The organism is Enterobacter cancerogenus (assembly GCF_019047785.1).
Taxonomy (GTDB): Bacteria; Pseudomonadota; Gammaproteobacteria; order Enterobacterales; family Enterobacteriaceae; genus Enterobacter; species Enterobacter cancerogenus.
This window is the reverse complement of sequence record NZ_CP077290.1, coordinates 3,690,716-3,716,221: the sequence shown is the minus strand read 5'-3', so window position 1 is coordinate 3,716,221 and position 25,506 is coordinate 3,690,716. Positions and strand designations below refer to the sequence as shown.

Below are 25,506 nucleotides of genomic sequence, written 5' to 3'. Positions count from 1 at the left end.
GGTAAAAGCCCGGTGGCGCTACGCTTACCGGGCCAACAGGTGCACGAACGTAGGCCGGGTAAGGCAAAGCCGCCACCCGGCAATCACAGCTAAAATGCCTGCCCCACTTTCAGTACCGCCGCGATGTTTCTGGCGGCCATCCTGACGTTCTCGCTGGCGTTTTCCAGCGCATCTTCCAGCGAGCAAATGGTGTAAATCACGCTGAATACCGCGTCGATACCGTGATCGTGCACCACACCGACGTCCGCTGTCAGGCTGCCGGCGATCCCGATAACCGGTTTGTTATAGCGTTTCGCGACTCTGGCTACCCCAACGGGCACTTTACCGTGGATAGTCTGGCTGTCGATTCGCCCTTCGCCGGTAATCACCAGATCCGCGTCCGCTACCTGTTCATCCAGGTGCAGCGCGTCGGTGACGATTTCAATCCCCTGACGAAGCTGGGCACCGCAGAAGGCGTAAAGCGCAGCGCCCATTCCCCCTGCCGCACCGCCACCCGCAAGGTGCAGCACGTCGATGTCTAAATCCCTGGCGATGACCTGCGCGTAATGCTCCAGCGCGTTATCCAGGGTGACGATCATCTCCGGCGTGGCCCCTTTCTGCGGGCCAAAGATCGCGGATGCGCCCTCTTCGCCGGTCAGCGGATTGGTGACATCGCAGGCCACCTCGATCCGGCAATCCGCCAGGCGGCGATCGAGCTCACTCACGTCAATGCGCGCCAGGTTAGCCAGCTCACCGCCACCCTGTCCGACAGGTTGCCCGTGGGCGTCCAGCAGTTTTGCGCCCAGCGCCTGCACCATGCCCGCGCCACCGTCGTTGGTCGCACTGCCGCCAATGCCGATAATAATATGCTTAACGCCCGCATCCAGCGCGTGGCGGATGAGTTCGCCCGTGCCCCACGACGTGGTGATCAGCGGGTTGCGCTTAGACGGTGCGACACGTTCCAGCCCGCTCGCCGCCGCCATTTCGATAAACGCGCTCTGCTCGTCGCCGGACAGGCCGTAAAATCCGTCTACCCGTTCACCCAGCGGCCCCGTCACGTCTACAGGGACAATGCGCCCTCCAGTGGCGGCGACCATGGCTTCAACGGTGCCTTCGCCGCCGTCCGCCACCGGGAGTTTGACGTATTCAGCCGTCGGGAAAATGTCGCGAAAACCGTTTTCTATCGCTGTCGCTACCTCAAGAGCGCTCAAACTTTCCTTGTAGGAGTCCGGTGCGATAACAATTTTCATAAGCCGTCCTTACGCATGTGAGTTACGTTAAGCATATACCACCCAAGAGACCGCTTATGGGAGCGGTCCCAGTTGGTTTATCGTACCATGCACGGGCGCTTATTGTCGAATGTCCAGTTCGGGATCAGGTACTGCATCGCGGTGGCATCATCGCGCGCGCCGAGGCCGTGCTGGAGATACAGTTCATGGGCTTTCATAACGCGATCCATGTCCAGCTCGACCCCCAGGCCCGGCGTGGCAGGGACCTGCACCATCCCGCCCTTAATTTCAAACGGCTGCTTAGTCAGACGCTGGTTGCCTTCCTGCCAGATCCAGTGGGTATCGATAGCGGTGATCTTGCCAGGCGCAGCAGCCGCAACATGGGTAAACATCGCCAGCGAGACATCGAAGTGGTTATTGGAGTGTGAGCCCCAGGTCAGGCCGAACTCATGGCACATCTGCGCCACGCGAACCGATCCCTGCATCGTCCAGAAATGGGGGTCAGCCAGCGGGATATCGACAGACTGCAGCGACAGGGTATGCCCCATCTGACGCCAGTCGGTGGCAATCATGTTGGTTGCGGTCGGCAGGCCTGTGGCGCGGCGGAATTCCGCCATCACTTCCCGGCCAGAGAACCCCTGTTCCGCACCGCACGGATCTTCCGCATAAGCCAGAACGCCCTTCAGCTGTTTGCCGATGTTGATGGCTTCTTCCAGAGACCAGGCACCGTTCGGATCCAGGGTGACGCGTGCCTGTGGAAAACGTTTAGCCAGCGCCGAAATGGCCTCGGCTTCTTCTTCACCAGCCAGCACGCCGCCCTTCAGCTTGAAGTCGTTGAAACCATATTTTTCGTACGCGGCCTCAGCCAGGCGCACCACCGCATCCGGGGTCATCGCCTCTTCATGACGAACGCGATACCAGTCGCAGGTTTCGTCCGGCTGGCTCTGATACGCCAGCGGCGTCAGCTTGCGGTTGCCGACGAAGAACAGATAGCCCAGCATTTCCACTTCGCTGCGCTGCTGCCCGTCGCCCAGCAGAGAGGCGACGTTCACGCCCAGGTGCTGGCCCAGCAGATCCAGCATTGCGGCTTCGATACCGGTTACAACGTGAATGGTGGTGCGCAGGTCAAAGGTTTGCAGCCCGCGCCCGCCCGCATCACGGTCAGCAAAGGCGTTACGCACCGCGTTCAGAACATTTTTATATTCGCCCAGCGTTTTACCCACCACCAGCGGAATGGCATCCTCCAGCGTTTTGCGGATCTTCTCGCCGCCGGGGATTTCGCCCACGCCGGTATGCCCGGCGTTATCCTTCACGATCACAATGTTGCGGGTAAAGAATGGCGCGTGTGCGCCGCTCAGGTTCATCAGCATGCTGTCATGGCCCGCAACCGGAATGATCTGCATGGAAGTGACTACAGGGGTAGAAAATGTGCTCATCGTTCAATCCTTTATCAGTGACGTCCAAATACCGGGCGCTTGCGGTCAAATGTCCAGCCGGGGATCAGGTACTGCATCGGGCCTGCGTCGTTGCGCGCGCCGCCCGGCAGTTTTTTATACGCCTCATGCGCTTTGTGGATCTGATCCCAGTCAAGCTCGACGCCCAAACCTGGCGCATCCGGTACGGTAATGTTGCCATTTTTGATTTCCAGCGGATTTTTGGTCAGGCGGGCTTCCCCTTCCTGCCAAATCCAGTGGGTATCAATCGCGGTCGGGTTACCCGGTGCCGCTGCGCCAACGTGGGTGAACATCGCCAGCGAAATATCGAAATGGTTATTGGAGTGGCAGCCCCAGGTCAGGCCCCAGTCGTCGCAAAGCTGCGCCACGCGGACCGCACCAGAGAGCGTCCAGAAGTGCGGGTCGGCTAAGGGGATATCGACCGCATTGAGCATCACCGCGTGGCCCATTTCGCGCCAGTTGGTGGCAATCATGTTGGTGGCGACCGGCAGCCCGGTGGCGCGGCGGAACTCCGCCATCACTTCGCGCCCGGAGAAGCCCTGCTCGGCACCACAAGGGTCTTCTGCGTAGGTCAGCACATCACCCAGCCCTTTACACAGAGCGATGGCCTCATCCAGCAGCCATGCCCCGTTCGGATCAACGGTGATACGCGCATCCGGGAAGCGTTTCTTCAGCGCGCGGGCGGTGTCAATTTCCTGCTCACCGGGCAATACCCCACCTTTCAGCTTGAAATCTTTAAACCCGTAGCGATCCTGCGCCGCTTCGGCCAGGCGGACCACCGCCTCGCTGGAGAGCGCCTCCTGGTGGCGCAGGTGATACCATTCATGGCTGCCCGGCGAACGCGACAGATAAGGCAGGTCGGTTTTTTCACGATCGCCGATGTAAAACAGGTAACCGAGCACCGTCACCGCGTCGCGCTGTTTGCCCGGCCCTAACAGTTCGCAGACCGGCACGTTTAGCGCTTTGCCCAGCAGATCGAGCAGGGCCGCTTCCAGCGCGGCCACCGCGTTAACGCGCAGCTCAAAGGTCCAGGCCCCCTTGCCGAAGGTGTCGAAATCCGCCGACTGGTTGCCCTTGTGCACCCGCTGAACCACGTTGTTCAGACGAGCCACTTCATGACCAACAACCTGCGGGATGGCATCGACCAGCGTCTGGTAAATGACCTCACCTCCCGGCGCTTCACCGACGCCCGTATTCCCGGCGCTATCGGTAAGCACCACGATGTTGCGGGTGAACCAGGCGTTATGCGCGCCGCCGATATTGAGCAGCATACTGTCCTGCCCGGCCACCGGAATGACCTTCATCTCAGTAACGACAGGGGTTGATTGGGTTGTCATCATCCACGCTCCGCAACAGGTTTCAGTTCAACACGTTTGATATCCCCTACCAGCACCAGATAGCTCAGTACTGCGACCAGGGCATGCACGCCAACGTAAATCAGCGCGCCGTTAAATGAGCCGGTCGTGCCGACGATGTAGCCGATGGCGATTGGGGTGACGATCCCGGAAATGTTGCCGAACATATTGAACAGGCCACCGCTCAGGCCGCTGATCTCTTTCGGTGCGGTATCCGCCATCACCGCCCAGCCCAGCGCGCCAATCCCTTTGCCGAAGAAGGCCATCGCCATAAAGCCGATAATCATCCACTCTGCGCTGACGTAGTTACAGAACACCATGGTCATGGAGAGCAGCATACCGAGCACAATCGGCGTTTTACGGGCGATATTCAGCGAGCCGGTGCGGCGCATCAGCCAGTCGGAAATTACGCCGCCCAGCACACCACCGACGAATCCGCAGATCGCCGGAACCGAGGCGACAAACCCCGCTTTGAGGATCGACATGCCGCGAGCCTGCACGAGATAAACCGGGAACCAGGTGATGAAGAAGTACGTCAGGGCGTTAATGCAATATTGGCCAAGATAGATCCCGATCATCATGCGCGATCCGACAAGCTGTTTGATCTGCGCCCACTTCTGGCTGAACGGTACTTTTACCTTTTCGGATTTCTGATCCATGTTGATCAGCGCCCCGCCTTCCGCAATGTACTCCAGCTCCTTCTTGTTCACGCCCGGATGCTGGTTCGGTTCGTGGATAACCTTCAGCCAGATAAAGCTGATGACGATCCCCAGCCCGCCCATGAAGAAGAAGACGTGTGACCAACCTACCTCATGCGTCAGCCAGCCCATGATCGGCGCGAAGATCACCGTGGCGAAGTATTGGGCCGAGTTAAAGATCGCCACCGCCGTGCCCCTCTCCTGCGCCGGGAACCAGGCCGCCACAATTCGGCTGTTGCCGGGGAAGGAAGGCGCTTCCGCGAGCCCCACCAGGAAGCGCAGGGTAAAGAGCGCAACGATAATGCCAAAGCCGCTAAAGATATCGACGAAGCCCTGCAGCAGGGTAAACATCGACCAGATAAAGATGGACCAGAAATAAACGCGTTTGGAGCCAAAACGGTCGAGCAACCAGCCGCCAGGGATTTGGCCGATCACATAGGCCCATGAAAATGCCGAGAAGACGTAACCCATGCCGACCGGATCAAGCCCGATATCTTTTGCCATTTCGGAACCGGCAATCGACAGCGTGGCGCGGTCGCCGTAGTTGAAGGATGTGACGATAAACAGCATCACCACTATCCAGTAGCGAGCGTTGGTGCGCTTTTCAGCGCCGCTCGCGGCCTGGCTTAATGTACTCATAGTTGCACTCCTGAATCATGGCTTGCGCCAGTTCATTCTGTACAGCACCTGTAGGGTAATCAGAATGAGAGGTTAGTGTTGGGCAGTTTTGGTACGGCTCAGCGCCGTTTTATAGTGAAGCACTGCCTTTTCTGGTAACTGACGGGAAAAGTATATGAAGGAGTGACGCGCTTCCTCACCGTGCATCGACACAACATTCAACGGGGAGAAAGACGTGGTTTGGGGCATAAGCCCAAAGCAGTTGAAGATACTTCACGGAATTGCGGTTTTAATGCGGCTTTATGGCCGGGTGGCGGCTTCGCCTGACCCGGCCAGTAAACCCTGCCGCCGGGCAGGGATTAGCTGAGAAGTGTGGCCCAGTGCTCAACCCACGGGTTTGATTCGCTTTCTGGCTCCGGGTGTTCACCCGCATCAATCAGCAGCATCTCACCGACGCGCTGGGCGCTCTGTTCCTGCAGGAGCGCATCGAACTGTTTACCGCCGCCGCAGAAATTGGCGTACGAACTGTCACCTAAAGCAATGATGCCGTAGTGAACGTCGGGCTGATAACCAAGCCGATCTTTAATGCCCTGGTAAAGCGGAGCGATGCTGTCCGGCAGATCGCCCTGCCCGGTTGTCGACGTCACGACGAGGATGTATTTATCCTGGTACTTCTTCCAGTCATCCAGCTCAGAATCTTCGTACACCGTGGCCTTATGGCCCTGATTCACAAGGATTGCCTCTGCCTCTTCTGCTACCAGCAGCGAGTTGCCGTACATTGTGCCGACAAAAATGCCTACTTCAGCCATGCGTTGTTCCCTTGATTAATGCGCCTGCTGTTCATCCTGAACGTTGCCTGCCGCAAACTCAACCCTTTCATTTTCGGGGAGTTGTCCCCGCCAGCCAAACTGTGACAGCGCCTGCATCCAGACATCGTCCAGCCCCGCGCGGATGCTCAGCGGTTCACCGGTGAACGGGTGCGTCAGGCTCAATTCGCTGGCGTGCAGCATCAAACGGTGACAGCCAAAATGTTCGGCCGCACTGCGGTTCTGACGCAAATCGCCGTGCTTACTGTCGCCGATAATGGGGTGGCGAAGATGCGCAAGGTGGCGGCGCAGCTGGTGTTTACGCCCGGTTTTAGGCAAAAGCTCCACCAGGCTGTAGCGCGTGGTGGGAAATTTGCTGGTGGCGACCGGCATTTCCGTGGTCGCCATTGCCCGGTAATCGGTCACCGCAGGCTGCGGGCCTTTATCGTCGCGGGAAAATTTATCGGCTATTTTGTCCAGCTCCTCAACCAGCGGATAATCCAGCGTGCCGGATTCCGTCAGCCAGCCGCGCACGATGGCGTGATAGCGCTTCTGCATCTGGTGCTGCTCAAACTGTTGGGAGAGCAAACGCCCTGCCTCGCTGGATAACCCCATCAGCAGTACGCCAGAGGTCGGCCTGTCCAGACGGTGCGCGGTAAAAACATGCTGACCAATCTGGTCGCGCACGGTCTGCATCACGACGACCTTTTCGTCGCGATCCAGCCAGCTTCGGTGCACCAGCCAGCCTGACGGTTTATTCACCGCCACCAGCCACTCATCCTGATAGAGGATTTCAAGGGTCATGCATCGTCACCGGCAAACAGCGCATCGAGACGGGCCAGCTCGGCCAGCATGACGTCGCGGGCTGGATGGCTGGCCTCAAGCGCCATTTCATAATAGGGAGAAACCACAAATGCCTGCGGCAGCGGATGCCCGCCGTCCAGCAGCGCATGCATGCGGGGGATCAGCACCCACTGCAGCCACTCAAAAGGTTCCAGCGTATCGAGACAGAAAGGTTGTGTACTCGCGAATGCCTCTGGCTGCGGCGCGCTTGCCTGCCACAGCTGATGCTGGCGCAAAAGGGCTTCGATGGTGTGCAGCTGAGCACGAACGCTATCGTGATGCGTCATAAGAACCTCAACGTAAATACGGAACGGCGCGCAGCATAGCATTGCGGGAAGAAGAAATAAAAAAAGGGAGCACTGTATAAACAGTGCTCCCGGTTCGTTCCGCAGCATTCCAGCTACAATTCGTGCTCCCTGCTCATCCGTGACAACTTTTCCTGATGCCCGAAGGGCGTTGGTTATCCGTTAACCGTTGCATCCTGCTCACATCATCCTGATGTGTGTGTTTCGTCCTGAAACGTCCTGGCCTTCCTGACCCACCGACCATCCTGACCGGCTCTCGTTCTCCTTCCTGGAGGTGTCCCTTACGCATCCTGCGTTATCCACTTTGCTTCATCCTGAAGCCTTCCTGCAGCGCCTTCCTGACGAGTCCTTGCTGAGATACGCCATCATCCTGATGTTCGTTTCTCGTGTCGGCGTCCTGTCGACAGAGATAGAATCCGCTATTCCGCCGCATCTTACAACCCACCTGCAACGCCCTGTAAGCCATCAGAGATGCTGTAAGATCGCGTCATTTACCTTTAATATCTTGAAAAATAAGACGATACTTATCTTAAGCCTTTGAGACAAAACTCAACGTTCCAGCGATCTCTCACAAAGCGTGTAAGAGATCTCTCACACGCGCAGTAGCAACATGGATTACAGAACAGGCTCAAGTCGGGTGAGGAAATCCGCAAGTGAAGGGGCGAGGAGATCGCGGTTGCGGGTGCCGATCGTCTCTTTGACCACTTCCCCGGACAGGTTGCAAACGGAGATAACATCCAGCTCGCTGTCGAGTGTGGCAATAAAGAGCGTCGGAGAAAGCTTAAGGCGCTTTTGCGTGACCAGGTGACCAATCAGGTTTTCCTGAACACGCTGGAGGTCGTCCTCACTCCAGGTTTGCAGCAACGTCAGCGCGATATCGGCAAAGCGCGCGGTCATATCCCCGGCAAACTGCGCGGTATAATACGCGTGAACCGCTGGTTGTACCACAAGGTCCATTGCGCGTTCAACCGCATTTACATTCTGCTCAACCGTGAAGGGTTTGGGCTGCCAGAGCACGCTGTCTTCAAGCGTGGTGATAATGCACGGCGACGGCACGCCGTAAAGATCGGCGCTCTGCGGCCACGTCCCATGCTGTTCATGCCATGCATCGCAGTAGCGGGTGGTGAAAGTAGTTAGGGCATGTGCAGTTTCGATATCCACCGATTTCTCTCTTCTTGTAAGACAGGATAAACTCAGCCCATAAGTGTACCTGTAAAGTGGCTATGAAACATGTCTTACGAAAATCATCAGGCGTTAACGGGCCTGACGCTGGGCAAAACGACCGATTACCGCGACACCTACGATGCAAGTCTGTTGCAGGGCGTTCCCCGCAGCCTGAACCGCGACCCACTGGGCCTGCACGCCGATGCGCTGCCGTTTGTCGGCGGCGATATCTGGACGCTGTACGAACTCTCCTGGCTTAACGCCCGCGGCCTTCCGCAGGTGGCGGTCGGCCACGTTGAGCTGGATTACGCCAGCCAGAACCTGATCGAATCCAAAAGCTTTAAGCTGTATCTCAACAGCTTTAACCAGACCACATTTAACAGCTGGGAAGATGTACAGCACACGCTGCAGCGGGATTTAAGCGCCTGCGCGCAGGGCGACGTGGCGGTGTCGCTCTATCGCCTGCATGAACTGGAAGGCCAGCCCGTTGCCCACTTCCACGGTACCTGCATCGACGATCAGGATATCGGGATCGACAGCTACGAATTCAGCGCCGACTACCTCGAAAATGCGGCAAGCGGCAAGGTTGTCGACGAGACGCTGGTCAGCCATCTGCTCAAGTCCAACTGCCTGATTACCCACCAGCCCGACTGGGGCTCGGTGCAGATCCAGTATCGCGGTCCGAAGATCGATCGCGAGAAGCTGCTGCGCTATCTGGTGTCGTTCCGCCACCATAACGAATTCCACGAGCAGTGCGTGGAGCGCATCTTCAACGATATCATGCGTTTCTGTCAGCCGGAGAAGCTGAGCGTCTACGCGCGCTACACCCGCCGCGGCGGCCTGGACATTAACCCGTGGCGTACCAACACCGATTTCGTGCCTGCCACGGGCCGGCTGGTGCGTCAGTAATCTAAATATTTTCACAATATGCGGGCGGTATTCCGCCCCGGGTGTTGTGAAACGTCATAAGCCAGGGCTATTGTAATCTACAGGGAAAGACGATCTTCGTCCCGTAAGGAGCTCACTTGATTACACATATTAGCCCGCTTGGCTCAATGGATATGTTGTCGCAGCTGGAAGTCGACATGCTTAAACGCACGGCCAGCAGCGACCTTTATCAACTGTTTCGCAACTGTTCACTTGCCGTACTGAACTCCGGAAGCCTGACCGACAACAGCAAAGAGCTGCTGTCCCGCTTTGAAAGTTTTGATATCAACGTGCTGCGCCGCGAGCGCGGCGTAAAACTGGAAGTGATTAACCCGCCGGAAGATGCCTTTGTTGACGGGCGCATTATTCGCTCCCTGCAGGCAAACCTCTTCGCCGTGCTGCGCGATATCCTGTTCGTTAACGGGCAGATCAGTAACGCCGGGCGTTTCCAGCATCTTGACCTTGAAAGCTCGGTTCATATCACCAACCTGGTGTTCTCTATTTTGCGCAACGCCCGCGCGCTCCACGTTGGTGAAGCGCCCAATATGGTTGTGTGCTGGGGTGGTCACTCCATTAATGAAACCGAATATCTCTACGCGCGCCGCGTGGGGACCCAGCTTGGCCTGCGCGAGCTGAATATCTGTACCGGCTGCGGTCCGGGCGCGATGGAAGCGCCGATGAAAGGTGCCGCCGTAGGTCACGCGCAGCAACGCTATAAAGAGGGGCGCTTCATTGGCATGACCGAGCCGTCGATCATTGCGGCTGAGCCACCGAACCCGCTGGTTAACGAGCTGATTATTATGCCGGATATTGAAAAACGTCTTGAGGCGTTTGTCCGTATCGCGCACGGCATTATTATCTTCCCGGGCGGCGTCGGCACAGCGGAGGAGTTGCTCTATCTGCTCGGCATTCTGATGAACCCGGCCAACAAAGATCAGGTTTTACCGCTGATCCTCACCGGGCCAAAAGAGAGCGCCGACTATTTCCGCGTGCTGGACGAGTTTATCGTGCATACGCTGGGTGAAGACGCGCGCCGTCACTATCGCATCATCATCGACGACGCTGCGGAAGTGGCGCGCCAGATGAAAAAAGCGATGCCGCTGGTCAAAGAGAACCGCCGCGATACCGGAGATGCCTACAGCTTTAACTGGTCAATTCGCATTGCACCCGACCTGCAGATCCCGTTTGAACCGTCACACGAAAACATGGCGAATCTGAAGCTTTATCCGGATCAGCCGGTGGAAGTGCTGGCCGCCGATCTGCGACGCGCCTTCTCCGGCATCGTGGCGGGTAACGTCAAAGAGGTGGGCATTCGTGCGATCGAGGAGTTTGGCCCGTATAAAATTCACGGCGATCCTGACATGATGCGCCGAATGGATGACATGCTGCAGGGCTTTGTCGCCCAGCACCGTATGAAGCTGCCGGGTTCTGCCTATATCCCGTGCTACGAAATCATCAAATAACGCTTTAGCGATCCTCTGCCAGGCCGGAATGCGACGTCTCGCTTTCCGGCTTTTTTTATTCGTGAATTAATTCATAGACATCCCTTATGTCATTTACAAATCCATCACCTGCGCAAACGTTTACTCCCTTTTGCCAACCATCAATTATCAGCCTTAATCCAAATTACCTGCCACAAAACACTAAAATCCCATTTTTTTATAGCGTAAGCCACCTATCTCAGGGGCGGCTTCTTCACGCCATATGTTGTTAATGGTAGCCTTCGCGCCCGTAAATTCTCTTTGATGTTTTTTTGACAGATAAATGGTCTAAATATGCCCATCCTGAAAGTATATTATTGCAATTGGGATCAGGATCACTGATAGATTCATAACTAGAATGTATCTTTCCGCCCGCCAATAGTTACGGGCAAAAATTATTAAAAAACCGTCACTGAACGAATTTCATATTACCGTCAGGCACTTTTTCATCGGATTTGACTAAAAACCTGACAATTTGCTTCCTCCAGGAGATACAGATGGAAACCACTCAAACCAGCACCGTTGCTTCGATTGATTCCCGAAGCGGTTGGCGCAAAACGGATACCATGTGGATGCTTGGCCTTTACGGCACAGCAATCGGCGCTGGTGTACTGTTCCTTCCTATCAACGCAGGCGTTGGCGGTTTAATCCCGCTGATCATCATGGCGATTATCGCCTTCCCGATGACCTTCTTTGCACACCGCGGTCTGACCCGCTTCGTGCTGTCCGGTAAAAACCCGGGTGAAGACATCACCGAAGTGGTTGAAGAGCACTTTGGCGTGGGCGCGGGTAAACTGATTACCCTGCTCTACTTCTTCGCGATTTACCCGATTCTGCTGGTGTACAGCGTGGCGATCACCAACACCGTGGAAAGCTTCATGACGCACCAGCTGCAGATGACGCCGCCACCGCGCGCCATCCTTTCGCTGATCCTGATCGTGGGTATGATGACCATCGTGCGCTTCGGCGAGCAGATGATCGTAAAAGCGATGAGCATTCTGGTGTTCCCGTTTGTCGCCGCCCTGATGGTGCTGGCCTGCTACCTGATCCCACAGTGGAACGGCGCGGCGCTGGAAACCCTGTCTCTGAGCAGCGCATCCGCAACCGGCAACGGCCTGCTGTTGACCCTGTGGCTGGCAATCCCTGTCATGGTGTTCTCCTTCAACCACTCGCCAATCATCTCTTCTTTCGCGGTTGCGAAGCGTGAAGAGTACGGCACCGGTGCAGAGAAGAAGTGCTCCAGCATCCTGGCACGCGCCCACGTGATGATGGTACTGACCGTTATGTTCTTCGTGTTCAGCTGCGTGCTGAGCCTCTCCCCGGCAGACCTGGCGGCGGCGAAAGAGCAGAACATCTCTATTCTGTCTTACCTGGCAAACCACTTTAACGCACCGCTGATTGCGTGGATGGCACCGATCATCGCGATTATCGCTATCACCAAATCCTTCCTCGGCCACTATCTTGGCGCACGTGAAGGCTTCAACGGTATGGTGATTAAATCTTTGCGCGGTAAAGGCAAGAGCATTGAAATCAACAAGCTGAATAAAATCACCGCGCTGTTCATGCTGCTGACGACCTGGGCGGTCGCCACGCTGAACCCAAGCATCCTGGGCATGATTGAAACCCTGGGCGGCCCGGTTATCGCGATGATTCTGTTCCTGATGCCGATGTACGCGATTCAGAAAGTACCTGCGATGCGTAAATACAGCGGCCATATCAGCAACATTTTCGTTGTGGTTATGGGTCTGATTGCCATCTCCGCTATTTTCTACTCGCTGTTCAGCTAATACCTCCTGCGCCGTCTTCGGGCGGCGCACTCCTCCCCTCTGACTGATAGCAATGGACGCATCATGATTAGCGTATTCGATATCTTCAAAATCGGTATTGGTCCTTCCAGCTCTCACACCGTCGGACCAATGAAGGCCGGTAAACAATTCACGGATGACTTGATTGCACGCGGCATTTTGCACGACATCACCCGCGTGGTTGTCGATGTATACGGTTCCCTTTCCCTTACCGGTAAAGGCCACCATACCGATATCGCCATTATCATGGGCCTGGCGGGAAATCTGCCGGACACCGTTGATATTGATGCGATCCCTGGTTTTATCCAGGACGTCAATACCCATGGCCGCCTGCTGCTGGCAAACGGCGATCACGAGGTTGAATTCCCGGTTGATCACTGCATGAATTTCCATGCGGATAACCTGTCGCTGCACGAAAACGGCATGCGTATTACCGCGCTGGTTGGCGATAAAGCGGTTTACAGCCAGACGTATTACTCCATCGGCGGCGGTTTTATTGTCGACGAAGACCACTTTGGTCAGACCAACAACGCGGCGGTTGAAGTGCCGTACCCGTACAAAAACGCCGCGGATTTACAGCGTCACTGTCAGGAAACGGGTCTGTCCCTGTCCGGCCTGATGATGAAAAACGAACTGGCGCTGCACAGTAAGGAAGCGCTGGAGCAGCACTTCGCCAACGTCTGGGAAGTGATGCGTGGCGGTATTGAGCGCGGGATCACCACCGAAGGCGTACTGCCGGGTAAACTGCGCGTACCGCGCCGTGCGGCAGCGCTGCGTCGTATGCTTGTCAGCACCGACAAAACCACCACCGACCCGATGGCGGTCGTGGACTGGATCAACATGTTCGCGCTGGCAGTTAACGAAGAAAACGCAGCGGGCGGCCGCGTCGTCACGGCACCGACCAACGGTGCCTGCGGCATCGTCCCGGCGGTTCTCGCGTATTACGACAAGTTCATCCGTGAAGTGAACGCTAACTCGCTGGCGCGCTACCTGCTGGTTGCCAGTGCGATTGGCTCACTGTACAAAATGAACGCCTCCATTTCCGGTGCGGAAGTGGGCTGTCAGGGTGAAGTCGGCGTGGCCTGTTCTATGGCGGCGGCGGGTCTGGCTGAACTGCTGGGCGCAAGCCCAACTCAGGTCTGCATCGCGGCGGAAATCGGCATGGAGCATAACCTTGGCCTGACCTGCGACCCGGTCGCCGGACAGGTGCAGGTACCGTGCATTGAACGTAACGCGATCGCCTCCGTGAAAGCGGTGAACGCGGCACGTATGGCGCTGCGCCGCACCAGCGAGCCGCGCGTGTGCCTCGATAAAGTCATTGAGACCATGTACGAAACCGGTAAAGACATGAACGCCAAATACCGCGAAACCTCCCGCGGTGGTTTAGCCATGAAGATTGTCACCTGCGATTAAGCCTCAAAAAGAAGCCTCGTTTTGCGAGGCTTCTTCCCGTTTTACCCACCGCACATAGTTTCATACTGCTGACAGTGTTACCCTTCACCCATTAGATAGAAGGGAGATTATCTGTGGCTGTTCATTTGCTTATCGTCGACGCGCTTAATCTGATCCGCCGAATCCATGCGGTACAAGGCACGCCCTGCAAGGATACCTGCCTGCACGCGCTGGAACAGCTTATTCGCCACAGCGAACCGACTCACGCGGTTGCGGTGTTTGATGATGAAGCGCGTAACACTGGTTGGCGACACCAGCGTCTGCCCGACTACAAGGCCGGACGCGCGCCCATGCCTGACGATCTTCACGCTGAAATGCCCGCCATCCGGGCAGCCTTTGAACAGCGCGGCGTGCCCTGCTGGGGCGCGCACGGCAACGAGGCGGATGATCTCGCGGCCACGCTTGCCGTTAAAGTGGCAAGCGCCGGGCATCAGGCCACGATAGTCTCGACCGACAAAGGCTACTGTCAGCTGCTTACCCCCACCATCCGTATCCGCGATTATTTCCAGAAGCGCTGGCTTGACGCACCGTTTATCGCCAGTGAGTTTGGCGTCTCACCCGCGCAACTTCCTGACTACTGGGGTCTGGCGGGCATTAGCAGCTCTAAGGTTCCAGGCGTGGCAGGCATAGGCCCGAAGAGTGCCGCGCAGTTGCTAACGGATTTTCAACATCTGGAAGGGATCTACGCCCGGCTGAATGAGGTGCCGGAAAAATGGCGCAAGAAACTGGAAGCGCATAAGGAGATGGCGTTTATCTGCCGCGAGATTGCGACGCTACAGACGGATTTACAGCTGGACGGGAATTTGCAGCAGTTGCGGTTAGAGCGTTAATTCTCCCCTCACCCTAACCCTCTCCCCAAAGGGGAGAGGGGATCAGACGGTGCAGACTTTTCCGCCTCCCCCTTGACAGCAAAAGGGTCAGACTGTGCGATTTTCCCCCTCGCCCCTTTGGGGAGAGGGCCGGGGTGAGGGGATTTCAGCACACTATCGCTCGTCGCGACGCCCACCCACAGCCGCCCACCAGCGACGAACATGCACCGTCACCTCTTCGCGGTCGTGATACAGCTGGCGCGCCTGGATCACCACGTTAATACCGTGCTCATCCATCTGTTCCTGAATGTAGGCCAGGTTCTGGGAAACTTCCTCATAGCGCTTTTTCATTGGCAGCTTGAGGTTAAAGATGGTTTCACGACACCAGCCGTTTACCAGCCACGAGGCCATCAGCGCGGCCACTTTTGCGGGCTTCTCAACCATGTCGCACACCATCCACGAGATGTTGTTGCGGGTTGGGCGATAGCGGAAACCGTCTTCACGCAGCCAGGTCACCTGCCCGGTATCCATCAGGCTTTGCGCCATCGGGCCGTTATCGACAGAGGAAACCCACATGTTGCGTTTCACCAGCTGATAGGTCCAGCCGCCCGGACACGCACCAAGATCGACCGCGTACATGCCGTTAGCCAGACGCTCGTCCCACTCATCCGCCGGAATAAAGACGTGAAACGCCTCTTCAAGCTTCAGCGTTGAGCGGCTCGGCGCATCTGCCGGGAAGCGCAAACGCGGGATCCCCATAAAGAACGGCGAGTTGTTGGTGGTATACGAGTAGCCCGCGTAGCAGCAGCCAGGCGCGATAAAGAAGATATGCACTACCGGGCGCTTAGGCGTTTCGTAGTTGGTCAGCACGCCTGCGTCGCGCAAGGCCGCACGCAGCGGCACCGTGAATTTACGGCAGAACTTCATCAGCTCTTTGCTTTCGTTGGTGTCGGCAACTTCCACACGCAGGTCACCGCCCTTCTCCACTACGCCCTGCAGCATGCCAACAATGGGCGTGATGCGGTCTTCAGGCGGAAGATCCTTCAGCAGCTCGCCGGCGACAAACATCTGACGGGCAAAGATCAGCGAGCTGAACGGCAGCTCACGCGCCAGCTTATCGGCATCGTCAGGCTGATAGCACTCAAATATGACATAGCCCGCGTTCTCTTTCACACGGGCAAAGCCGAAGACTTCGCGCTTCGCCGCTTTATCGGTGATTTCCGCGGCGCACTCTTTCTCAAACCCCGGGCGACAATATAAAACAACCTTATTCATGAACAACGCCCTTGCGTTTCAGACGGATGGCTCCGATAAACATTAATACCCACCCCGCCAGGAAGCTGACGCCGCCGACGGGTGTAACAAACGCCCACAGGCGTAAATGAGACAGCGCAAGGCAGTAGAGGCTACCGCTAAACAGTACGGTCCCCAGCGCCAGAAACACGCTGCTCCAGTAAAACCAGATGCTGATCCGGCGCTGCATCGCCACCGCCAGCCCAAAGATAGCCAGGGTGTGAAACGCCTGATATTCGAGGCCGGTCTGGATCCAGCCCATTTCAACCACCCCTAACGATTTGCTTAACACATGCGCGCCAAAGGCACCCAGTGCAACAAAAATAAAGCCACTCACAGCGGCAAAAATCAGCATGAATCGGCTGGTCATGTTTCGGTCCTAAAGTGATGCGTGCTCGGCACACAAAAGTTATTGTTCATACCTGAAGCGGAATTTTTCTTGCTCGTTTGCCGCTTTAGACAGGATCCACTGTCGGAAGGCGGCTATTTTACCCAGTTCTGCCTGACTGTCATGACAAACCAGATAAAACGCATTCTTGCTGACCAGTACATCATTAAACGGGCAGACCAGACGGCCTGCCTCAATTTCGGACTGCGCCATGACGTTATTCGCCAACGCCACGCCCTGTCCATGAATGGCAGCCTGTAACACCATCGCACTGTGGCTAAAGATGGGTCCCTGCTGCACGTTAATATGGTTAAGACCCAACTGGCGGGTATAAGTTTGCCAGTCGCGGCGGGAAGCATCGTGTAAAAGCGTATGCTTTGCCAGATCGGCAGGCGTTTTGAGCGCTTTTTCACCCGTCAGCAGCATGGGTGAGCAGACCGGCAGCAGATATTCTGCGTATAATTTCTCCACACGCAAGCCCGGCCAGTTGCCCCGGCCATAAAAAATCGCCACATCCACATCGTCCGCAAGTTTATCTTCCTGGCGGTCTACGGCCTGGATTCGAACGTCGATTCCCGGATAAGCTGAGTTAAAGCTTGAGAGTCTTGGCACCAGCCACTGGATCGCAAAACTGGGCAATAAACTGACAGTCAGCGCGCCTTTTGCACTTCGCGCCTGTAGCTTACGCGTGGCTTCGGTGAGCTGTGAAAAAATCTCTTTGATATCCTGAAAATAGCTTTGCCCCTCTTCGGTCAGAAGGAGCGAACGGTTGCGGCGACGGAACAGCTTAAGCCCGAGAAAATCCTCCAGAGACTTGATTTGATGACTTACTGCGGCCTGCGTCACAAAAAGCTCATCGGCTGCGCGGGTGAAGCTCAGGTGACGTGCTGCGGCATCAAAAACACGTAATGCATTAAGAGGAGGCAATCGCTTGGACATGGTTATCTGGCTTAGATGTTAACGGGATTTAACATATAGGAAACAATGTTTAACCTATTAGTTTTTTTTATCTGAGCCATTATAATTTGTCCGTTGAGGAACTACCAGCAAATACCTATAGTGGCGGCACTTCCTGAGCCGGAACGAAAAGCTTTTTTTGGAATGCGTGTTCTGAAGGGCTTTTGGCTTACGGTTGTGATGTTGTGTTGTTGTGTTTGCAATTGGTCTGCGATTCAGACCACGGTAGCAACGCTACCACTTTTTCACTTCCTGTACATTTACCCTGTCTGTCCATAGTGATTAATGTAGCACCGCCAATTTGCGGTGCTTTTTTTTGCTTAAATCGCTATTAATGCTCGATTTCTTTCATCTCTTTCACATCACTGCGATTGATCTGCTGCTTGTTACCGTTGGCATCTTTGTACGAGATCATCCCGGTGTCATTATCGGTCGTCGGTTTCCCTTCAGAGACGATAGATCGACCATCGTTGGTGTGCATCACGTAGTTATTGCCGGAACAGGCGCTCAGCGCGAAGGTAAACGCACAGGCAGAGAGGATGGCGGCTGTCTTTTTCATGCTTATTCTCCTTTAGCAATTAATGCTATTCAAACATCGATTTAAAACAGGCTTAATCATTCACCTAACACTCTTTAGCATAACCTGCTTTTTGAGACTCGCCAGTTTATGCAGACAAATCTTATAGATATCAACCTCCTTGCCCTGCCGCTGAAATTGCGCGACGATCACCGTAATGATAAGAGGAATTCCATGAACGCTTTCAGCCCCTCGCAGTTTCGCGCCCAGTTTCCGGCGCTGGCCGATGCCGGTGTGTATCTTGATAGTGCCGCCACGGCGCTCAAGCCACAGGCGGTCATTGAGGCCACACGGCAGTTTTATAGCCTCAGCGCTGGCAACGTACACCGCAGCCAGTTTGCCGAAGCACAACGCCTGACGGCGCGCTATGAAGCCGCCCGGGATCAGGTTGCACGTCTGATTAATGCCGAAAGCGGAAAAAACATCGTCTGGACGCGCGGCACCACCGAAGCCATCAATATGGTGGCACAGTGCTATGCCCGCCCCCAGCTGCGCGCGGGCGACGAAATCATCGTCAGCGAAGCAGAACACCACGCGAACCTGGTTCCCTGGCTGATGGTGGCGGACCAGACGGGCGCGCGGGTCGTTAAGCTTCCTTTAGGTTCTGATTTACTTCCTGACGTGGCTCGCCTGCCCGAGTTCATCACCCCGCGCAGCCGCATTCTGGCGCTTGGGCAGATGTCTAACGTCACCGGCGGCTGCCCGGACCTGGCTCGCGCCATTGAGCTCGCCCATGCCAGCGGCATGGTGGTGATGGTCGACGGCGCGCAGGGGATCGTGCATTTCCCCGCCGATGTGCAAAAACTGGATATCGATTTCTACGCCTTCTCGGGACATAAGCTGTATGGCCCTACCGGCATCGGGGCGCTGTACGGCAAGCCTGACCTGCTGGCACATATGACCCCGTGGCTCGGCGGCGGAAAAATGATTACCGAAGTGACGTTCGATGGATTTACAACCCAGGACGTGCCTTATCGCCTGGAGGCCGGTACGCCGAACGTGGCTGGCGTCATTGGCCTGAGCGCAGCCCTGGAGTGGCTGGCTGAAACGGACGTGGTTCAGGCCGAAAGCTGGAGCCGGGGCCTGGCGACGCTGGCAGAAGAGGAACTCAAAAAGCGCCCGGGTTTTCGCTCGTTTCGCGTACAGGATTCCAGCCTGTTAGCCTTTGATTTTGACGGCGTGCATCACAGTGATATGGTCACGCTGCTGGCCGGATATGGCATTGCCCTGCGCGCCGGACAGCACTGCGCACAGCCGCTGCTGGCGGCGCTTGGCGTGAGCGGGACGCTGCGCGCCTCATTTGCGCCCTATAATACGCAAAACGATGTCGAAGCGCTGGTCGCCGCCGTTGACCGCGCCCTTGAATTACTGGTGGATTAATGACTCGCTCAGACCTGGCCGGACACCCGTTCGGCAGCACAATCACCGAAGAGACGCTCAGGCAGACCTTCGGCCCGCTAAACCAGTGGGAAGACAAATATCGTCAGCTGATCCTGCTGGGCAAGCAGTTGCCTGCCCTTCCCGACGCGCTGAAAGCCCAGGCAAAAGAGATCGCCGGCTGCGAGAACCGCGTCTGGCTCGGGTATCGCCTGTCCGGTGACAAACTGCATTTCTTTGGAGACAGCGAAGGGCGCATCGTTCGCGGCCTGCTGGCGGTGCTGTTGACCGCGACAGAAGGTAAAAGCGCGGCAGAGCTGCTGGCACACTCGCCGCTGGAACTGTTTGATGAACTGGGGCTTCGCGCGCAGCTAAGCGCCTCGCGCGGTCAGGGGCTGATTGCGCTCAGCGACGCGGTGCTGGACGCCGCGCGCCAGACTCAGGCCTGACGCTCCGCCTTCGCCATCATCTTCTTCAGGGCGTGTGAGACGGCGACAAAGCCAAAGGATGCGGTCACCATGGTGGCCGCCCCAAAACCGGAGGCACAATCCATCCGTTTTGGCCCTTCCGCCGTGCTTTTCATGGCACACACCGAGCCATCCGCTTGCGGGTAGACCAGCGCCTCAGTCGAGAACACGCAGTCAACGCCCAGTTTACCCTTGCTGTTTTTGACCACGTTAAAGTCGCTCTTTAAGCGTTCACGCAGCTTGGCTGCCAGCGGATCCTGGATCGTTTTTGCCAGGTCGGCCACCTGGATCTGCGTCGGATCGATCTGCCCGCCCGCGCCACCGGTGGTCACCAGCGGCACCTTGAACCGGCGGCAATAAGCGATCAGCGCCGCTTTCGGGCGCACGCTGTCAATCGCATCAATCACGTAGCTGTAACCCCGACTCATGTACTCAGCGACGTTATCTGCCGTCACAAAGTCATCAATCACCGTCACGCGGCATTCCGGGTTGATCAGCCGAATGCGCTCCGCCATCACTTCAGATTTCGCCAGACCAACGCTGTCGCGCAGGGCGTGGATCTGCCGGTTAGTGTTGGTGACGCAGACATCATCCATATCAATCAGCGTAATCGCGCCGATACCGGTTCTCGCCAGCGCTTCTGCCGCCCATGACCCCACGCCACCAATGCCCACGACGCAAACGTGCGCATCCGCAAAAAGCTGCAGGGCTTTTTCACCATAGAGACGTGCCGTGCCGCCAAAACGCTGGCGCCAGGCATCACTGATTACCACAGACATAACACCTCAGATGTAAAAAGGGTGAGGTTTTTCCCTCACCCTGAACAGCAATCCGTATTTCGCTCAGAATACCACAATCAGCCGCTGAATACGTTGCCCGTACCCGGCGCGGCCTTCAGCACCCATACGCGGCCATAGTGGTTATACCAGCCTGCGCGATGGCCTGCATCCGGGCCAATGCCCTGATAAATATCGAAGTGCTGGCCTTTGATTGCCCCGCCGACATCCAGTGCCACCATCAGGCGCAGCTCATACTTGCCGTTGAACTTGCCGTTGTTGTCCAGCAGAGGGACTTCGGCCAGCAGCGTGGTGCCTGCCGGAATGATTGAGCGGTCCGATGCGACGGACGCGCGGCCAATCAACGGTACCGCACTCGCCCCTTTCACCGGCGCAAAGTTTTGCGGTTTAAAGAAGACGAACGACGGGTTCTGCTCCAGCAGCTCGCGCACTTCGGCTTCGCTGTGCTTCTCGCCCCATTCGCGGATGGCCTGCATCGACATATCTTCTTTCTTTACTTCCCCACGGTCGATCAACACTTTACCGATACTGCGGTAAGCATGGCCGTTCTTACCGGCGTAGCTGAAGAAGTTAAGCGGTGAGCCGTCGCCAAAATCAATGTAGCCGCTGCCCTGAACGTCCATGATGAAGTTATCCATCAGCGAGTTGCTGTAGGCGAGGACATAGTTTTCGCTCAGCGCGCCAGCGTAAATCTCTGCGCGAGACGGCAGGCGGCCACGCTTTGGCGGCATACGATAGATCGGGTACTGGAATTCACCCTGACGCGTATGGCGCGCCTGGACAACCGGCGTGTAGTAACCCGTAAACTGGACGTTGCCATAGTTATCCGCCCCTTCCATCTGCCAGGCATCAATACCGAACTGACGCATGTTGCGGGTATCGCCCCCCGCGCGCAGCCAGTCCTGTACCGCACTGTAAACGTTGCTCTGTGAGCCATATAAACGCGGTGACGCATTGCGGATCTGGTAGACCTGCTCAGAGAAATCGCCAGCGTTGATCGGTGCGCCTACGGCATCGGGCTGGTTAACTAATGAGAAAGGCTGGGATAATTTCCCGTCTTTATACTGTTGACCGCGATCGGTCGGTTTGGAAGAGCAGGCCGCAAGAATCGCTACCATTGCGCCTGTCATCAGATACTTCACCCAACGTCCTTTCATTATATCTCGTCTTTTAGTTGCCCATTTCCGCGTTACGAAGATAACAAACCGCCAGGGCTAAGGAAATGCAATCCCTTGCCCTTTGGCAAATTCTGCGCAAAAAATAGGCCAAACAACGCTATATCGTTCAAATTACATACAAAATCATGATTAATGCGAAAAAGGGGTTGCATCACAAACCTATCCGAGTATAGTGCGCATCCACGGACGCGGGGTGGAGCAGCCTGGTAGCTCGTCGGGCTCATAACCCGAAGGTCGTCGGTTCAAATCCGGCCCCCGCAACCAATTAAAATTTGATGAAGTATCTTCTACGACAGTAGAAGTTTTTGCGAAGTAGTTCGAAGCACAACAAGATGGCGACGCAGTGAATCCTTAGGAACTTACTCCAGTAAGTGACTGAGGTGAACGAGAAAAGCCAGCGCAGATGTGGTTTAAAATACGAAGCAAAAAGACGGACGCGGGGTGGAGCAGCCTGGTAGCTCGTCGGGCTCATAACCCGAAGGTCGTCGGTTCAAATCCGGCCCCCGCAACCAATCAAATTTGAAGAAGTAAGTTTCTGCATAAGTAGAAAGACGGACGCGGGGTGGAGCAGCCTGGTAGCTCGTCGGGCTCATAACCCGAAGGTCGTCGGTTCAAATCCGGCCCCCGCAACCAATACTTCTAAAACAATAAACACCCTCAAGGGTGTTTTTTTGTATCTGCAGTTTATGAAACGGCCGGGCGATTACCCGGCGTGCAGCACTATCCACGACGCGCCAGCGTCGCCCCGTCAGAGAAATAGGCTTTTATTCCCGCCAGAATCGACTCGGCTACTTCCTGCTGGAATTTTGCGGTCTTGAGCTTACGCTCCTCTTCCACGTTACTGATAAACGCGGTTTCGACCAGAATAGACGGAATATCCGGGGCTTTCAGCACCGCGAACCCGGCCTGCTCAACGCTGTTTTTATGCAGCTTATTGATGTGGCCCAACTTGCCCAGTACCGCCTTGCCAAACTTCAGGCTGTCCGTGATGGTCAGCGACTGCACCATATCGAACATAGTGTGGTCGACGTAGCGGTCGCCACTTTTGCTTACCCCACCGATCAGGTCAGAGGCGTTCTGCGTATCGGCCAGGTAACGCGCGGCGGTACTGGTCGCCCCTTTCGTTGACAGCGCAAAGACCGAGGATCCGCTCGGCTGGCGGCTGGTAAAGGCATCGGCGTGGATCGACACGAACAGATCCGCGCGCTGCTTTTGCGCTTTCGCCACGCGGACTTTGAGCGGAATAAACACGTCTTCATTACGTGTCATGTAGGCCCGCATGTTGCCTTCTTTGTCGATTAACGCCTTCAGGCGGCGAGCAATTTGCAGCACCACATCTTTTTCTCGCGTGTGGTATTTCCCCACCGCGCCGGAGTCTTCGCCACCGTGACCGGGATCGAGCATGATCACAATAGGACGGTCGCGCCCCGCTTTGCCCGGTTTTGGCCCGCTTTGCGCTGGCGGAACCTGGCGTTGGAGATCGCCCTTGTTGTAATCCTCAAGCAACGCGAGAAGCGGATCCTGAATGTCCGTGGCATTAGACGGATAAAGATCCATTACCAGACGTTCTTTAAAGGTCGCAACGGGCGCCAGTGCAAACAGCTGCGGCTTCACGTTCTGCTTCAGCTCAAACACCATACGCACGGTGTGTGGATCGAACTGCCCCACGCGCGCCGATTTAATAAAGGGATCGTCACCACGGATCTGCGCCGCCATCCCTTTCAACACGGAGTTGAGGTTCACGCCTTCGAGATCCACCACCACACGCTCGGGGTTGCTGAGGGCAAATTGCTTATACTTAAGCACGCGATTGGACTCGACCGTCACACGTGTGTAGGTCGACGACGGCCAGACGCGCACCGCGACAACCTGACTGGTGGCGGCAAGACCTACCGGGCTGACGCTGAGCAACCACATTGCCCCGGCCCCTTTTAACAAGCGGCGGCGACTTATTGCTGAATTGGATCCCGACATGCTTCTCCCGAGCAAGAAATCTGATAAATGAACCAAACGTCCAAATTGACCGAAAACTTTAACGAATGACGCATAAACTGTCATCTATAAAAGGGTAAACAATCATACGTTAACGCACGGATTACTTACCCATTTCTTTGGATCGCAGAAAATTTAGGCTTGCGCATCCGGCCATAATCGAATAAAAATACAGAAATTACGAATAAACATTCATTAAGGTTGTGCCATGGTAAAGGAACGCAGAACGGAACTGGTTCAGGGATTTCGCCATTCTGTTCCTTATATCAACGCCCATCGGGGAAAAACGTTTGTCATCATGCTGGGCGGCGAAGCCATCGAGCACGAAAACTTTTCCAGCATCGTTAACGACATTGGCCTGCTGCACAGCCTGGGTATTCGGCTGGTCGTGGTCTACGGCGCCCGCCCGCAAATTGATGCCAACCTTGCGGCGCACCATCATGAGCCGATCTACCATAAGAACACGCGCGTAACCGACGCAAAAACCCTTGAACTGGTCAAACAGGCTGCCGGGCTGCTGCAGCTGGATATCACCGCACGCCTGTCCATGAGCCTCAACAATACGCCGCTGCAGGGGGCGCATATCAACGTTGTGAGCGGCAACTTTATCATTGCCCAGCCTCTCGGCGTGGATGACGGTGTGGATTATTGTCACAGCGGGCGTATTCGCCGCATCGACGAAGAAGCGATCCACCGCCAGCTGGATAGCGGCGCTATTGTGCTTTTGGGGCCGGTTGCCGTCTCCGTGACGGGCGAAAGTTTCAACCTCACTTCAGAGGAGATTGCCACCCAACTGGCCATCAAACTGAAGGCGGAAAAAATGATTGGGTTTTGCTCCTCGCAGGGCGTCGTTAACGATGAAGGGGTAATCGTGCCGGAACTCTTCCCGAATGAGGCTCAGGCCCGCGTTGAAGCGCTCGAAGCCGAAGGCGATTACTACTCCGGTACCGTTCGGTTTCTGCGCGGCGCGGTAAAAGCCTGTCGCAGCGGCGTACGCCGCAGCCACCTTATTAGCTACCAGGAAGACGGTGCCCTGCTGCAGGAGTTGTTCTCCCGGGACGGCATTGGTACGCAGATTGTGATGGAGAGCGCCGAGCAGATCCGCCGCGCCACCATCAACGATATCGGCGGCATTCTGGAACTGATCCGCCCGCTGGAACAGCAGGGTATTCTGGTGCGCCGTTCCCGTGAACAGCTGGAGATGGAGATCGACAAATTCACCATTATTCAGCGCGACAACCTGACCATCGCCTGCGCTGCGCTTTACCCCTTCCCGGAAGAAAAGATCGGCGAGATGGCCTGTGTTGCCGTGCATCCGGATTATCGCAGCTCCTCGCGCGGCGAAATGCTGCTGGAACGTGTGGCGGCGCAGGCGCGCCAGATTGGCCTGAGTAAGCTGTTCGTGTTAACCACGCGCAGCATTCACTGGTTCCAGGAACGCGGCTTCACGCCGGTGGATATCGATTCACTGCCGGAAAGTAAGAAAGAGATGTACAACTACCAGCGCCGTTCGAAGGTGCTAATGGCCGATTTGGGCTAAGATTCTGCCCTCACC

23 protein-coding genes and 3 tRNA genes are annotated in these 25,506 nt (G+C 56.2%); 11 read left to right on the top strand and 15 right to left on the bottom strand.

The window, feature by feature from the left end:
* Nucleotides 1-89 precede the first annotated feature (89 nt).
* From I6L58_RS17515 to syd, 8 genes are all read right to left on the bottom strand, one after another.
* Entirely contained in the window at nucleotides 90-1,229 is a 1,140-nt protein-coding gene (locus I6L58_RS17515; RefSeq protein ID WP_006178264.1) for a glycerate kinase, read from the bottom strand.
* A 77-nt stretch (nucleotides 1,230-1,306) separates the two neighbouring features.
* Nucleotides 1,307-2,644 carry a glucarate dehydratase gene (gudD, locus tag I6L58_RS17510; protein WP_058608537.1) on the bottom strand — a complete coding sequence of 446 codons (1,338 nt, stop codon included), beginning with the start codon at nucleotides 2,642-2,644 and terminating at the stop codon, nucleotides 1,307-1,309.
* Between the two features lie 14 nt (nucleotides 2,645-2,658).
* Nucleotides 2,659-3,999 carry an enolase C-terminal domain-like protein gene (locus tag I6L58_RS17505; protein WP_042322288.1) on the bottom strand — a complete coding sequence of 447 codons (1,341 nt, stop codon included), beginning with the start codon at nucleotides 3,997-3,999 and terminating at the stop codon, nucleotides 2,659-2,661.
* The gene (gene gudP, locus I6L58_RS17500) at nucleotides 3,999-5,354 is read right to left on the bottom strand and encodes a galactarate/glucarate/glycerate transporter GudP (RefSeq protein ID WP_006178269.1); all 1,356 of its coding nucleotides are present in this window, start codon (nucleotides 5,352-5,354) and stop codon (nucleotides 3,999-4,001) included. Before gudP ends, I6L58_RS17505 begins: the two co-directional genes overlap by 1 nt.
* Nucleotides 5,355-5,692: 338 nt before the next feature.
* The gene (locus I6L58_RS17495; protein ID WP_088208626.1) at nucleotides 5,693-6,142 is read right to left on the bottom strand and encodes a flavodoxin; all 450 of its coding nucleotides are present in this window, start codon (nucleotides 6,140-6,142) and stop codon (nucleotides 5,693-5,695) included.
* Between the two features lie 15 nt (nucleotides 6,143-6,157).
* Entirely contained in the window at nucleotides 6,158-6,943 is a 786-nt protein-coding gene (gene truC, locus I6L58_RS17490) for a tRNA pseudouridine(65) synthase TruC (protein ID WP_088208625.1), read from the bottom strand.
* The gene (locus I6L58_RS17485) at nucleotides 6,940-7,269 is read right to left on the bottom strand and encodes a YqcC family protein (protein WP_006178276.1); all 330 of its coding nucleotides are present in this window, start codon (nucleotides 7,267-7,269) and stop codon (nucleotides 6,940-6,942) included. The genes truC and I6L58_RS17485 overlap by 4 nt, the downstream gene beginning before the upstream one ends.
* 633 nt (nucleotides 7,270-7,902) lie before the next feature.
* Entirely contained in the window at nucleotides 7,903-8,448 is a 546-nt protein-coding gene (gene syd, locus I6L58_RS17480; RefSeq protein ID WP_088208624.1) for a SecY-interacting protein, read from the bottom strand.
* Between the two features lie 69 nt (nucleotides 8,449-8,517).
* On the opposite strand from syd, the gene queF reads away from it, so the two are divergent.
* From queF to xni, 5 genes are all read left to right on the top strand, one after another.
* Entirely contained in the window at nucleotides 8,518-9,360 is an 843-nt protein-coding gene (gene queF / locus I6L58_RS17475) for an NADPH-dependent 7-cyano-7-deazaguanine reductase QueF (protein ID WP_088208623.1), read from the top strand.
* A gap of 116 nt (nucleotides 9,361-9,476) precedes the next feature.
* Nucleotides 9,477-10,841: a nucleotide 5'-monophosphate nucleosidase PpnN gene (gene ppnN, locus I6L58_RS17470; protein WP_042321829.1), complete on the top strand. Its 1,365-nt coding sequence runs from the start codon at nucleotides 9,477-9,479 to the stop codon at nucleotides 10,839-10,841.
* A 515-nt stretch (nucleotides 10,842-11,356) separates the two neighbouring features.
* Nucleotides 11,357-12,646, top strand: coding sequence for an HAAAP family serine/threonine permease (locus I6L58_RS17465; RefSeq protein WP_088208622.1), 1,290 nt, complete (start codon nucleotides 11,357-11,359; stop codon nucleotides 12,644-12,646).
* A gap of 63 nt (nucleotides 12,647-12,709) precedes the next feature.
* Nucleotides 12,710-14,077 (top strand): L-serine ammonia-lyase, encoded by a 1,368-nt coding sequence (locus I6L58_RS17460; protein WP_006178282.1) that lies wholly within the window; start codon nucleotides 12,710-12,712, stop codon nucleotides 14,075-14,077.
* 113 nt (nucleotides 14,078-14,190) lie between these two features.
* On the top strand, nucleotides 14,191-14,946 hold the full coding sequence (gene xni, locus I6L58_RS17455; RefSeq protein ID WP_088208621.1) for a flap endonuclease Xni: 756 nt from the start codon (nucleotides 14,191-14,193) through the stop codon (nucleotides 14,944-14,946).
* A 153-nt stretch (nucleotides 14,947-15,099) separates the two neighbouring features.
* Here xni and rlmM read toward each other — a convergent pair whose 3' ends face one another.
* From rlmM to I6L58_RS17435, 4 genes are all read right to left on the bottom strand, one after another.
* Nucleotides 15,100-16,200, bottom strand: a complete 1,101-nt coding sequence (rlmM, locus tag I6L58_RS17450; RefSeq protein WP_006178285.1) for a 23S rRNA (cytidine(2498)-2'-O)-methyltransferase RlmM — start codon at nucleotides 16,198-16,200, stop codon at nucleotides 15,100-15,102.
* Entirely contained in the window at nucleotides 16,193-16,588 is a 396-nt protein-coding gene (locus tag I6L58_RS17445) for a DUF423 domain-containing protein (RefSeq protein WP_003862756.1), read from the bottom strand. The genes rlmM and I6L58_RS17445 overlap by 8 nt, the downstream gene beginning before the upstream one ends.
* Before the next feature lie 39 nt (nucleotides 16,589-16,627).
* The gene (gene gcvA / locus I6L58_RS17440; protein ID WP_006178288.1) at nucleotides 16,628-17,545 is read right to left on the bottom strand and encodes a glycine cleavage system transcriptional regulator GcvA; all 918 of its coding nucleotides are present in this window, start codon (nucleotides 17,543-17,545) and stop codon (nucleotides 16,628-16,630) included.
* A gap of 349 nt (nucleotides 17,546-17,894) precedes the next feature.
* Nucleotides 17,895-18,122, bottom strand: a complete 228-nt coding sequence (locus I6L58_RS17435) for a YgdI/YgdR family lipoprotein (protein ID WP_006178289.1) — start codon at nucleotides 18,120-18,122, stop codon at nucleotides 17,895-17,897.
* A gap of 192 nt (nucleotides 18,123-18,314) precedes the next feature.
* On the opposite strand from I6L58_RS17435, the gene csdA reads away from it, so the two are divergent.
* Nucleotides 18,315-19,520: a cysteine desulfurase CsdA gene (gene csdA / locus I6L58_RS17430; protein ID WP_088208620.1), complete on the top strand. Its 1,206-nt coding sequence runs from the start codon at nucleotides 18,315-18,317 to the stop codon at nucleotides 19,518-19,520.
* Nucleotides 19,520-19,966: a cysteine desulfurase sulfur acceptor subunit CsdE gene (csdE, locus tag I6L58_RS17425; RefSeq protein WP_088208619.1), complete on the top strand. Its 447-nt coding sequence runs from the start codon at nucleotides 19,520-19,522 to the stop codon at nucleotides 19,964-19,966. The genes csdA and csdE overlap by 1 nt, the downstream gene beginning before the upstream one ends.
* Here the strand turns inward: csdE and tcdA are convergent.
* Nucleotides 19,957-20,763 carry a tRNA cyclic N6-threonylcarbamoyladenosine(37) synthase TcdA gene (gene tcdA / locus I6L58_RS17420; protein ID WP_088208618.1) on the bottom strand — a complete coding sequence of 269 codons (807 nt, stop codon included), beginning with the start codon at nucleotides 20,761-20,763 and terminating at the stop codon, nucleotides 19,957-19,959. The two genes, csdE and tcdA, sit on opposite strands and share 10 nt — an antisense overlap.
* A 77-nt stretch (nucleotides 20,764-20,840) precedes the next feature.
* The gene (gene mltA / locus I6L58_RS17415; protein WP_006178293.1) at nucleotides 20,841-21,938 is read right to left on the bottom strand and encodes a murein transglycosylase A; all 1,098 of its coding nucleotides are present in this window, start codon (nucleotides 21,936-21,938) and stop codon (nucleotides 20,841-20,843) included.
* Between the two features lie 208 nt (nucleotides 21,939-22,146).
* On the opposite strand from mltA, the gene I6L58_RS17410 reads away from it, so the two are divergent.
* The 3 genes from I6L58_RS17410 to I6L58_RS17400 all read left to right on the top strand — a co-directional run bounded on the left by I6L58_RS17410 (nucleotide 22,147) and on the right by I6L58_RS17400 (nucleotide 22,592).
* Nucleotides 22,147-22,223: transfer RNA gene (locus I6L58_RS17410), tRNA-Met, on the top strand.
* A 171-nt stretch (nucleotides 22,224-22,394) separates the two neighbouring features.
* Nucleotides 22,395-22,471 (top strand) — tRNA-Met (locus tag I6L58_RS17405).
* A 44-nt stretch (nucleotides 22,472-22,515) separates the two neighbouring features.
* A tRNA-Met gene (locus I6L58_RS17400) sits at nucleotides 22,516-22,592 on the top strand.
* Nucleotides 22,593-22,679: 87 nt separating this feature from the next.
* Here I6L58_RS17400 and amiC read toward each other — a convergent pair.
* Nucleotides 22,680-23,933 carry an N-acetylmuramoyl-L-alanine amidase AmiC gene (amiC, locus tag I6L58_RS17395; RefSeq protein WP_088208616.1) on the bottom strand — a complete coding sequence of 418 codons (1,254 nt, stop codon included), beginning with the start codon at nucleotides 23,931-23,933 and terminating at the stop codon, nucleotides 22,680-22,682.
* Nucleotides 23,934-24,159: 226 nt separating this feature from the next.
* On the opposite strand from amiC, the gene argA reads away from it, so the two are divergent.
* Nucleotides 24,160-25,491: an amino-acid N-acetyltransferase gene (gene argA, locus I6L58_RS17390; protein ID WP_006178296.1), complete on the top strand. Its 1,332-nt coding sequence runs from the start codon at nucleotides 24,160-24,162 to the stop codon at nucleotides 25,489-25,491.
* The last annotated feature ends 15 nt before the right edge of the window (nucleotides 25,492-25,506 follow it).

Bases quoted from the DNA above. Each gene is read 5' to 3' on its own strand.
- rlmM (WP_006178285.1), bottom strand. From the start codon at position 16,200: ATGAATAAGGTTGTTTTATATTGTCGCCCGGGGTTTGAGAAAGAGTGC.
- truC (WP_088208625.1), bottom strand. From the start codon at position 6,943: ATGACCCTTGAAATCCTCTATCAGGATGAGTGGCTGGTGGCGGTGAAT.
- gcvA (WP_006178288.1), bottom strand. From the start codon at position 17,545: ATGTCCAAGCGATTGCCTCCTCTTAATGCATTACGTGTTTTTGATGCC.
- I6L58_RS17445 (WP_003862756.1), bottom strand. From the start codon at position 16,588: ATGACCAGCCGATTCATGCTGATTTTTGCCGCTGTGAGTGGCTTTATT.
- I6L58_RS17460 (WP_006178282.1), top strand. From the start codon at position 12,710: ATGATTAGCGTATTCGATATCTTCAAAATCGGTATTGGTCCTTCCAGC.
- queF (WP_088208623.1), top strand. From the start codon at position 8,518: ATGTCTTACGAAAATCATCAGGCGTTAACGGGCCTGACGCTGGGCAAA.
- I6L58_RS17495 (WP_088208626.1), bottom strand. From the start codon at position 6,142: ATGGCTGAAGTAGGCATTTTTGTCGGCACAATGTACGGCAACTCGCTG.
- I6L58_RS17515 (WP_006178264.1), bottom strand. From the start codon at position 1,229: ATGAAAATTGTTATCGCACCGGACTCCTACAAGGAAAGTTTGAGCGCT.
- gudP (WP_006178269.1), bottom strand. From the start codon at position 5,354: ATGAGTACATTAAGCCAGGCCGCGAGCGGCGCTGAAAAGCGCACCAAC.
- mltA (WP_006178293.1), bottom strand. From the start codon at position 21,938: ATGAAAGGACGTTGGGTGAAGTATCTGATGACAGGCGCAATGGTAGCG.
- tcdA (WP_088208618.1), bottom strand. From the start codon at position 20,763: ATGTCTGTGGTAATCAGTGATGCCTGGCGCCAGCGTTTTGGCGGCACG.
- csdE (WP_088208619.1), top strand. From the start codon at position 19,520: ATGACTCGCTCAGACCTGGCCGGACACCCGTTCGGCAGCACAATCACC.
- argA (WP_006178296.1), top strand. From the start codon at position 24,160: ATGGTAAAGGAACGCAGAACGGAACTGGTTCAGGGATTTCGCCATTCT.
- gudD (WP_058608537.1), bottom strand. From the start codon at position 2,644: ATGAGCACATTTTCTACCCCTGTAGTCACTTCCATGCAGATCATTCCG.
- I6L58_RS17435 (WP_006178289.1), bottom strand. From the start codon at position 18,122: ATGAAAAAGACAGCCGCCATCCTCTCTGCCTGTGCGTTTACCTTCGCG.
- I6L58_RS17465 (WP_088208622.1), top strand. From the start codon at position 11,357: ATGGAAACCACTCAAACCAGCACCGTTGCTTCGATTGATTCCCGAAGC.
- amiC (WP_088208616.1), bottom strand. From the start codon at position 23,933: ATGTCGGGATCCAATTCAGCAATAAGTCGCCGCCGCTTGTTAAAAGGG.
- csdA (WP_088208620.1), top strand. From the start codon at position 18,315: ATGAACGCTTTCAGCCCCTCGCAGTTTCGCGCCCAGTTTCCGGCGCTG.
- I6L58_RS17505 (WP_042322288.1), bottom strand. From the start codon at position 3,999: ATGACAACCCAATCAACCCCTGTCGTTACTGAGATGAAGGTCATTCCG.
- I6L58_RS17485 (WP_006178276.1), bottom strand. From the start codon at position 7,269: ATGACGCATCACGATAGCGTTCGTGCTCAGCTGCACACCATCGAAGCC.